Below are 8,895 nucleotides of genomic sequence, written 5' to 3'. Positions count from 1 at the left end.
GAGCCGCGACCGCGAAACCACAGCCGCGGCGAAACTTCCGGCGTGATCGCGGCCTCGCGGTCGCGGCTCGCGCCGCTCTTACCCTCGCCCACCCACATGCCGGGCAGTCATAAGCAGATGAAGCAATACCTTTTCCCCTGACCCGCGCGCCCGGCCACATTCCCTACATGGTGAATGGGAAATGCTGACGATGAAGGCCAAGTACGCCCTGCGCGCGATGTGCGCGCTCGCGCGCGCCGAGCACGCCCGGCGCCCGACCGACCCCGCGCTGGTCCCGCGCCCGCGCCGCGAACGGCTGCAGGCGCGCACCATCGCCGAACACAGCGGCGCGCCGAGCAAGTTCCTCGAAACCATCCTGGTCGACCTGCGCCAGGCCGGTTTCATCGACAGCCGGCGCGGCCAGAAGGGCGGCCACGCCCTCGCCCGCCCAGCCGATCAGATCATGGTCGGCGACCTGATCCGCGCCATCGACGGCCCGCTGGCGCCGGTGCGCTGCGCCAGCGTCAGCGCCTACCAGGCCTGCGCCGATTGCCCCGACCCGGATGCCTGCAGCCTGCGTTCGCTGATGCGCGAGGCGCGCGATGCGATCTCCGACGTGCTCGACCGCCGCAGCCTGCGCGAACTCGCGCTGGCGCCGGATTTTCTCGCCGCCTTGCCGATCGCCGAAGCCAGCCTGAGTCTCGACGGAGGCCTGTCGTGAACCGCGGCCCGGGCTCGGGCGCGAAGCAGAAAGCCGCGTCGAAAACGGCCGCGCCCGGGACGCCGACGAAACCCGCCGCCGCGACCCGCAAACGCGCCGCCACCAACGATGCGCAACAAGTCTCGACCGTGCGTTACCCGATCGCCCGCGATCCGGAGCCCGAAATCAACATCGTCAACCTCAGCGATACCGAGTACGTGCTGTTGAACGCGGTGCGCGAACTGCGCGCGGGTCGGATCGAAGTCGTCATTCAGGATTCGCGCATCGTCGAGATCACCCGCACCCAGCGGGTCGAGGTCGACGCGGCGCAGGAGTCGTGGGCGTAAGCGGCATCGTCACTTGAGCCACCGCCCGCGGGGAAGCGGGCGGTTGCCAGCAACATCGCGGTCTAGGGGTTCGGCGCTGGGCATTCGCGCCTCGATGATGTCCGCGGCTTTTGTTTTCTCCACTCAATGCGTGGACCCATCCACGTCCGTCATCGATCGAAGGAGCACGTCATGCAAACCCGGGTTCGACCTGCGCTCAACGCGCGCACCGCGACCGTCTCGTTGTGGAGCGCGCTGGCCTGCGCGCTCGCCCTGCCGGCTCACGCGCAGTCGAACGAGCTCACCGTCGAGCAACTGGCCCAGCGCCTGCGCGCGATCGAGCAACGCCTCGGCGGCGGCGACGCGGTCGCCAACGCCTCGGCCGACAGCGGCAACCTCAGCGACCTCGACCAGCGCCTGCGGGTGATCGAACGCAAACTCGAACTGCAGGCCGAGGAAACCGCCGCGCGCGTCGCCAGCACGCCGGTGGTGGCGCTCAGCGCCAGCAAGGGCCTGTCGGTGAAATCGCCGCCGCCGGGCGACGTCGAACTCAAGTTCAAGGCGCTGGTGCAGGCCGACGGCCGTTTCTTTATCGACGACAGACAACTGCCGCAGAACGACACCTTCCTGTTCCGCCGGATCATGCCGACCATCGAAGGCACCTGGGGCCCGCTGATCGGTTTCCGCCTCACGCCCGAATTCGCCGGCGACAGCGCGACCATCGCCGACGCGTATTTCGATCTGAAGTTCGATCCGCGCGCGACCGTGCGGATCGGCAAGTTCAAGAGCCCGGTCGGCCTGGAACGCCTGCAATCCAGCGGCTCCACCGGCCTGATCGAACTGGGGCTGGCTTCGGAACTCACGCCCAATCGCGACCTGGGCGTGCAGTTGCAGGGCGAACTCGCCGGCGCGACGGTGTCGTACGCGCTCGGCGTGTTCAACGGCGCGGTCGACGGCCGCGATAGCCCGACCGTCAATCCGGACAACGAATTCGAACTCGCAGGCCGCGTCTTCGTCGAACCGTGGAAGAACGCGAGCAACGCGCTGTCCGGCCTCGGCTTCGGCCTGGCCGCGAGCAGCGGCGACCGCCGCGGCAACGGCAACAACTTCCTGCCGCGCTACCGCACTCCGGGCCAGACCCAGTTCTTCAACTACCGCAGCGCGGTGCTCGCCGACGGCGCGCAGACGCGCTGGTCGCCGCAGGCGTTCTACTACCGCAACGGCCTGAGCCTGCTCGGCGAGTACGTCAGCTCCAGCCAGGACGTGCGGGTCGGCGCGTTCGCCGACGAACTCGAACAGACCGCATGGCAGCTCACCGCCGGTTACGTACTGACCGGCGAAGACGCCGGCTACAAGGGCGTGGCCCGGCCTAACCAAGCTTTTACGCTCGGTGCGGCAGGCTGGGGCGCGTTTGAACTGGTTGCACGCTACGGCCGCCTGGAGATCGACGACGACGCCTTCCCGCGTTACGCCGACCGCAACGCCGTCGCCGCGGCCGCGCGTTCGTGGGGACTGGGCTTGAACTGGTACCTGACCGGCAACCTCAAGCTCGTCGCCAACTACACCCAGACTCAATTCGATGGCGGCGCCGCCGCCGGGGCCGATCGAGAAGACGAAAAAGCCTTCTTCACCCGCGCCCAGCTCGCATTCTGATTCGACCTTGCCCTTCCCTCACAGGAGCTACCGATGAAAACCGCACTCCGATCGACCCTGCTGGCCCTGGCGCTCGTCGCCGCCGGCACGGTGTCGGCCAAGGACACCGACCTGCTCAACGTGTCCTACGACCCCACGCGCGAGTTCTACGCCGAGGTCAATCAAGTCTTCGCCGCGCAATGGAAACAGCAGACCGGCGAAACCCTCAACATCCGCGCATCGCACGGCGGCTCGGGCAAACAGGCGCGCGCGGTAGTCGACGGACTCGAAGCCGACGTAGTCACCCTCGCGCTCGCCGGCGACATCGACACCATCGCCAACGCCAAGCAGTTGCCGGCGAACTGGCAATCGCGACTGCCGCATCAGAGCTCGCCCTACACCTCGACCATCGTGTTCCTGGTGCGCAAGGGCAATCCGAAGGGCATCAAGGACTGGGACGATCTGATCAAGCCAGGCGTCGCGGTGATCACCCCGAACCCGAAGACCTCCGGCGGCGCGCGCTGGAATTATCTGGCCGCCTGGGCCTACGCCTCGACCAAGTTCCGCGACGGCGACAAGGTCGTCGACTTCCTCACCAGCCTGTTCAAGAACGTCCCCGTACTCGACACCGGCGCGCGCGGCTCGACCACCACCTTCGTCGACCGCAAGATCGGCGACGTGCTGATCGCCTGGGAAAACGAAGCGCTGCTGACCCTGGAGCAATCCAACACCCGCGGCCAGTTCGAAGTCGTCATCCCGAGCCTGAGCATCAAGGCCGAACCGCCGGTGGCCTGGGTCGACAAGAACGTCGACAAACACGGCACCCGCAAACAGGCCGAAGCCTACCTGCGTTTCCTCTACACCCCCGAAGGCCAGCGCCTGGCCGCCAAACACGGTTACCGTCCGGCCGAACCGGACAAGGTGCCGGCGGCGGAACTGGCGAAATTTCCGGACGTGAAGCAGGTGACGATCGACGGCGCGTTCGGTGGCTGGAAGAAAGCGCAGGCGGCGCATTTTTCGGATGGTGGGTTTTTCGACAAGATTTATTTGCCGAAGTGATCGGCTGAAGCCCATTGCCACTCCAGCAACGATAAGGCCCGCTTCTGCGGGCTTTATCGTTTGCTGAAGTGTTCAAATCCGGCAAAACGCAACGAAACGCTCAATAAGCGATCCCAATAGTTCTATGGGACATCTTCGAAACCGATATATGCACGGTTGGTCCGTGCCGATCACCCTCGGTTTCGTTGCCTCCGATCGGCCCTACAGGGTCGATGAGCAGTCGGCTGCAATATCTATACCTTCGCGGTGCTTAAGTACAAATGCCTCGATAACATTTGGCCGAGTCGGAATGGGATCTTTTATAGGCTGCTCCCAGGACTCCTTTAATCGAGGATACAACCGCCCTCGAAACGATGCGGCATCTGGAGCGCGCTGGTCTGCATCTACCATCGTAAGCACTGACAGCACTATCGGCCCATTGATTAGCGTCAAGACCGGCACCCCTTTGCAATCGAATTGAATTGAATGCGACGCTGGATCGCCGGCCATCAATTCGATCCCCTTAAGTCCTAATGAAACTTCCGCGTCGATTGCATCTCTGCGAACTTGTGCGAACTGTTCATTCGTCAATGGCATGAATCTTTGATGGGAAGCTTCAATAGATACCGGAAAGAAAATCCAAACTAGAGCAAGCAAGCAAAGTCCTACCGCAACATAGACAGCCATTGTTGTTTTCATTTTTGGTCACTCATCAGACCTCAGTTCGGAGCGGTCAACATCTCGGTCGCGCAGATGCGTTTATCGGACTCCATTGGAGGCAGCCTCATAATTCCTCATGGCGATGAATGATGCGAAAGGGATTTCATAGCCTGATCGAACCTGGGCTCCACTACACCATTTGTCAGGTACTTGGTGCCTTCAAAGTCGACGATCATCTTTGCATCCGGCGAACCCACGCGGTACACGAAAGACCCGATTCTCTGAAACACGCCATCAACATCGACTACAAGATCGCACACGCCCGGACCCTGCGCGTTGAATTCTGTCGGCGCCTCCAAAAACAAAGTGTATGCAGCACCGACCTCCAGAGGCACATTGGAGCATAGGGACTTGTATTTGGCGCTCGACTCATCCGTCGACTTGAGTTCTCTGACTGTTTTTACTTCCAGTGAGATCACATAGTTCGAATTGCAGACCTCTTCGCTCTGCCCACATTCGGCTCTCACACCTGTCACTTTTCCGGTAACGACGGCCTTTGCATTTTTGAACAACGTTTCTATCGACCTGTTTGCGGGCGAAGTCGCCCAGCCCGCGCCCGACGAACATGTCAGCACAATAGCCAGGAACATCGAGATCTTCTTCATCATCCATTCCCCGTCACTACCCGCACTTGCCCGCAGCCAGGAGAGCACAGATACGCACGTTGCCCCGGATGGCTGGCGGATTGCGGTCATGAGGCGATCCTCGGTGATCGCTGTGAAGCCTAACTGACCAACACAGATCATGGACAGAGCGTTTTTTATTGCCTTGGCCTTGTATCTCTGTTTTCTACAATCCCAGATTGCTTTCTTTTGCCATGACTCGAGCAACCCGGCCATCTCGATCGAACACCACGATGATTCTTGTGATTTTCGTGATCGCATCCATCGGCGGTTCGGAAACGAAAAACGTGAGAGTAGGCGATGTGAGCGCCTCCTCCTGAATCAATTCAGCTGGCAAGGCTGATGTATCGCTCAGCGGCGCATTGAACGTGAATTCCATGCCGCGGCTTTTCAGCAGAAGTTCGACGCTGGCGCGAGTCTCACCGACTCTAATTCCTTCAATCGCAGCCTCAGCGGACCCATGCCTTTGGCAAGAGGCCAAGGAGATGCTGAAAAATGCCAATAGCAATCCATGGATAGCGCGTTTCAACGAGTAAGCACCTGTGGTTCGCACTGCGTTCCAGTTGCACAGCAATCCGACAGCCGGCTTGAGCGTCATCGAAATATCCCCCTGATGCCAGATCAATGACTGTCGGCGGACATCCGACGGCGCGTTCGTTCAGTCCAAGCACCTCGACTGAACGCACGCGGCAAGTTCGTTAGCCCGACCCAGTTTGTCGGAACGATCCCACTTTGTGTATTTCGGGGCCAATCTTTGTCAGGCGCATGACTCAGCCATTGGTCTAGTGCTCGGCCGCCCCATTCACCCCATTCGAACCCCGGCCCGGCCATCCTCGCCCCCCATATCTCCATCCCGCACCTAGAAACAACCAACGCGCATTTCCCAGGAACCCCCGGAACGCGATAGCGTCCAACCCCTCTGTCCCCACAACACGTTGCCGCCCACGCCACATGAGCGAGCAAGTCCTTACTCTGCCGACCTCCGCCACCCGCTGGCGCCGGCCGCTGCCCGGTCTCGGGCTCGGGCTGGGCCTCGGGCTGACCTGGCTCGGCCTGATCGTCCTGCTGCCGCTGGCCGCGCTGATCCTGCGCTCGGGCGGGCTCGGCTTCGCCGGCTGGCTGCGCGCGATCTCCGATCCGCGCGTGATCGCCTCGCTCAAGGTCAGTTTCGGCGCCGCCTTCGTCGCCGCGATCGTGGCGCTGGTGTTCGGCGCGGTGATCGCCTGGGTGCTGGTGCGCTATCGCTTCCCCGGCCGGCGGCTGATGGACGCGATGGTCGATCTGCCGTTCGCGCTGCCCACCGCGGTCGCCGGCATCACCCTGGCCGCGATCTACGACCAGAACGGCTGGGTCGGCCAATGGCTGCAGCCGTTCGGCATCCAGTTGGTCAACAACGTCACCGGCATCGTGATCGCGCTGATCTTCATCGGCCTGCCGTTCGCGGTGCGCACGGTGCAGCCGGTGCTGGAAACCCTCGGCCGTGAGCAGGAGGAAGCGGCGATCTCGCTCGGCGCCTCGCGCCTGACCGCGCTGCGGCGGGTGATCCTGCCCGAACTGCTGCCGGCGCTGCTGACCGGGTTTTCGCTGGCGTTCGCGCGCGGGCTCGGCGAATTCGGCTCGGTCATCTTCATCGCCGGCAATCTGCCGATGAAGACCGAGATCGCGCCGCTGCTGATCACCATTCGCCTGGAAGAGGAGGGAGGCGTCACCGCCGCGATCGTGCTGGCGACCTTGCTGCTGTTGATGTCGTTCGCGTGTCTGGTCGCGATCAACGCCGCCTCGACCTTGTTCGCGCACGGGAATCGCCGCGATGGCTGACGCTCGCAGCGCGCCCGCGCGCGATCCACTGCAGGAACCGGCCTGGGTGCGCTGGACCCTGATCGGCCTGGCCACGGCGATCATGTTGTTGATCGTGGTCATGCCTTTGCTGATGCTGCTCGGCGCGGCGTTCGGCAGCGGGTTGAAAGTCTGGTTTGCCGCGGTCAGCGAGCCGCACACGATCCACGCGCTCAAGCTGACCTTGCTCACCGCCGCGATCGTGGTGCCGGTCAATGCGATCTGCGGCGTGTTCACCGCCTGGGCGGTGACCCGCTTCGAATTCCGCGGCAAGCGCACCTTGATGGCGCTGATCGATCTGCCGTTCGCGGTGTCGCCGGTGGTCGCGGGCCTGTGTCTGGTGCTGTTGTTCAGTCCGACCCATGGTTATTTCGCCGACCTGCTCAATCACTACGACATCAAGATCTTGTTCGCCACGCCCGGGATCGTGCTGGCGACCATGTTCGTGACCTTCCCGTTCGTGGTGCGCGAGTTGATTCCGCTGATGGAGCAGCAAGGCAGCGACGAGGAACTGGCCGCGCGTTCGCTCGGCGCCAATGCCTGGACCATGTTCTTCCGCGTGACCCTGCCCAATATCAAGTGGGGCCTGTTGTACGGCGTGCTGTTGTGCAGCGCGCGCGCGATGGGCGAGTTCGGCGCGGTGACGGTGGTGTCGGGCAATGTCATGGGCCAGACCAATACGCTCTCGCTGCATGTCGAGGTGTTGTACAAACAGATGGGCGGCGAAGCGGCGGCGGCGTTCGCAGTGGCCTCGTTGCTGGCGGGTCTGGCCCTGGTCACGCTGGTGGTCAAGATCTGGCTGGAAGCGCGGCACGGCGACGCGCTCGCGCGCTCGCACCGAAGACACTGACGCAGGCTGCGCTCGCTACTCGCTCCTCACTCCTCAGAACTCACTCCTCTCCACCGCTGCCACTGCTCGCTTCACCAGGTATCGCCACGAATGGATCTGCACCTCAAAGCCATCGCCAAGCGTTATGCGAACGTCGCCGCGCTCGACTCGGTCGATCTCGACGTCGCCTCGGGCGAGCTGGTCGCGCTGCTGGGGCCGTCGGGCTCGGGCAAGACCACGCTGCTGCGCGTGATCGCCGGCCTGCTGCAGCCCGATTCGGGCCAACTGCTGTTCGGCGAACACGACGCGACCCGGCTGAGTTTGCGCGAACGCAATGTCGGCTTCGTGTTCCAGCACTACGCCTTGTTCAAGCACATGACCGTGGCCGAGAACATCGCCTTCGGCCTGCGCAGCCGGCCGCGCGCGCGGCGGCCGGACAAGGCGACGATCGCCAAGCGCGTGCAGGAGCTGTTGAACCTGATCCAGTTGCCGGAGCTCGGCGCGCGCTATCCCGAACAACTGTCCGGCGGACAGAAGCAACGCGTCGCGCTGGCGCGCGCGCTGGCGATCGACCCGACCGTGCTGCTGCTCGACGAACCGTTTGGCGCGCTCGACGCCAAGGTTCGGGTGGAGCTGCGGCGCTGGTTGCGGCGTCTGCACGAGCAAACCGGCCAGACCACCTTGTTCGTCACCCACGATCAGGAAGAGGCGCTGGAACTGGCCGATCGCGTGGTCGTGCTCAAGGACGGCCGGATCGAACAGATCGGCACGCCCGACGAGATCTACAGCGCGCCTGCTTCGGCTTATGTGTTCGATTTCATTGGCCGGGCCAACGTGATCGAAGGCCAGACCGAGGGCGGCGAGTTGTCGGTCAACGGCCACGCCCTGCGTCTGCCGGTGGACGGCAGCAGCCGCAGCCGCGCGCGCCTGTATGTGCGCCCGCACGACATCGCCCTGGTCGGCGAGGGCGAAGGCCTGCCGGCGCGGGTGATTTCCTCGCATCGGCTGGCCGAGCGGATCACCCTGGAACTGGTGGTCGACGGCCAGACCCGGCCGCTGGAACTGGACCTGGTGGCGACGCCCGATGCGGTGACCCCGGCCTCGGGCAGCACGGTGCATGTGCGGCCGCTGCGGTATCGGGTGTATTCGGAATAAGCCGCATGGAGCCCCTCTCCCGCTTGCGGGAGAGGGGTTGGGGTGAGGGTCCGCGAC

The 8,895-nt window shown here is 63.7% G+C and carries 10 protein-coding genes; 7 read left to right on the top strand and 3 right to left on the bottom strand.

Annotation, left to right across the window (positions count from 1 at the left end; translation table 11 throughout):
- Window positions 1-181 precede the first annotated feature (181 nt).
- The 4 genes from ASD86_RS11640 (at window position 182) to ASD86_RS11625 (ending at window position 3,696) form a co-directional block, all read left to right on the top strand.
- Window positions 182-700, top strand: a complete 519-nt coding sequence (locus tag ASD86_RS11640) for an Rrf2 family transcriptional regulator (RefSeq protein ID WP_082578274.1) — start codon at window positions 182-184, stop codon at window positions 698-700.
- Entirely contained in the window at window positions 697-1,026 is a 330-nt protein-coding gene (locus ASD86_RS11635; protein WP_056110503.1) for a DUF2292 domain-containing protein, read from the top strand. The genes ASD86_RS11640 and ASD86_RS11635 overlap by 4 nt, the downstream gene beginning before the upstream one ends.
- Window positions 1,027-1,197: 171 nt before the next feature.
- Complete coding sequence (locus ASD86_RS11630) at window positions 1,198-2,658, top strand: porin (protein ID WP_056110501.1); 1,461 nt, start codon at window positions 1,198-1,200, stop codon at window positions 2,656-2,658.
- 33 nt (window positions 2,659-2,691) lie between these two features.
- Complete coding sequence (locus ASD86_RS11625; protein ID WP_056110499.1) at window positions 2,692-3,696, top strand: sulfate ABC transporter substrate-binding protein; 1,005 nt, start codon at window positions 2,692-2,694, stop codon at window positions 3,694-3,696.
- A 201-nt stretch (window positions 3,697-3,897) separates the two neighbouring features.
- On the opposite strand, the gene ASD86_RS26700 is transcribed toward ASD86_RS11625, so the two are convergent.
- The 3 genes from ASD86_RS26700 to ASD86_RS26695 form a co-directional block, all read right to left on the bottom strand.
- A complete protein-coding gene (locus ASD86_RS26700) occupies window positions 3,898-4,374 on the bottom strand; it encodes a hypothetical protein (RefSeq protein WP_157476524.1) in 477 nt (158 codons plus the stop codon).
- 95 nt (window positions 4,375-4,469) lie between these two features.
- Window positions 4,470-5,090 carry a hypothetical protein gene (locus tag ASD86_RS11620; RefSeq protein ID WP_157476522.1) on the bottom strand — a complete coding sequence of 207 codons (621 nt, stop codon included), beginning with the start codon at window positions 5,088-5,090 and terminating at the stop codon, window positions 4,470-4,472.
- Between the two features lie 94 nt (window positions 5,091-5,184).
- The gene (locus ASD86_RS26695; RefSeq protein WP_157476520.1) at window positions 5,185-5,616 is read right to left on the bottom strand and encodes a hypothetical protein; all 432 of its coding nucleotides are present in this window, start codon (window positions 5,614-5,616) and stop codon (window positions 5,185-5,187) included.
- A 353-nt stretch (window positions 5,617-5,969) separates the two neighbouring features.
- Between ASD86_RS26695 and cysT the strand changes: the two genes are divergently transcribed.
- From cysT to ASD86_RS11605, 3 genes are all read left to right on the top strand, one after another.
- Window positions 5,970-6,836, top strand: a complete 867-nt coding sequence (gene cysT, locus ASD86_RS11615; protein WP_056110495.1) for a sulfate ABC transporter permease subunit CysT — start codon at window positions 5,970-5,972, stop codon at window positions 6,834-6,836.
- The gene (cysW, locus tag ASD86_RS11610) at window positions 6,829-7,704 is read left to right on the top strand and encodes a sulfate ABC transporter permease subunit CysW (RefSeq protein WP_056110494.1); all 876 of its coding nucleotides are present in this window, start codon (window positions 6,829-6,831) and stop codon (window positions 7,702-7,704) included. The genes cysT and cysW overlap by 8 nt, the downstream gene beginning before the upstream one ends.
- A 90-nt stretch (window positions 7,705-7,794) precedes the next feature.
- Window positions 7,795-8,838 (top strand): sulfate/molybdate ABC transporter ATP-binding protein, encoded by a 1,044-nt coding sequence (locus ASD86_RS11605; RefSeq protein ID WP_056110492.1) that lies wholly within the window; start codon window positions 7,795-7,797, stop codon window positions 8,836-8,838.
- Window positions 8,839-8,895 lie beyond the last annotated feature (57 nt).

Source organism: Lysobacter sp. Root690, assembly GCF_001427785.1.
GTDB lineage: Bacteria > Pseudomonadota > Gammaproteobacteria > Xanthomonadales > Xanthomonadaceae > Lysobacter.
This window is presented reverse-complemented; position numbering and strand designations above follow the sequence as displayed.

Coding starts and splice junctions, on each gene's coding strand:
- ASD86_RS11625 (WP_056110499.1), top strand. CDS start 2,692: ATGAAAACCGCACTCCGATCGACCCTGCTGGCCCTGGCGCTCGTCGCC.
- ASD86_RS11605 (WP_056110492.1), top strand. CDS start 7,795: ATGGATCTGCACCTCAAAGCCATCGCCAAGCGTTATGCGAACGTCGCC.
- ASD86_RS11630 (WP_056110501.1), top strand. CDS start 1,198: ATGCAAACCCGGGTTCGACCTGCGCTCAACGCGCGCACCGCGACCGTC.
- ASD86_RS11620 (WP_157476522.1), bottom strand. CDS start 5,090: ATGACCGCAATCCGCCAGCCATCCGGGGCAACGTGCGTATCTGTGCTC.
- ASD86_RS26695 (WP_157476520.1), bottom strand. CDS start 5,616: ATGACGCTCAAGCCGGCTGTCGGATTGCTGTGCAACTGGAACGCAGTG.
- cysW (WP_056110494.1), top strand. CDS start 6,829: ATGGCTGACGCTCGCAGCGCGCCCGCGCGCGATCCACTGCAGGAACCG.
- ASD86_RS11640 (WP_082578274.1), top strand. CDS start 182: ATGCTGACGATGAAGGCCAAGTACGCCCTGCGCGCGATGTGCGCGCTC.
- ASD86_RS26700 (WP_157476524.1), bottom strand. CDS start 4,374: ATGAAAACAACAATGGCTGTCTATGTTGCGGTAGGACTTTGCTTGCTT.
- cysT (WP_056110495.1), top strand. CDS start 5,970: ATGAGCGAGCAAGTCCTTACTCTGCCGACCTCCGCCACCCGCTGGCGC.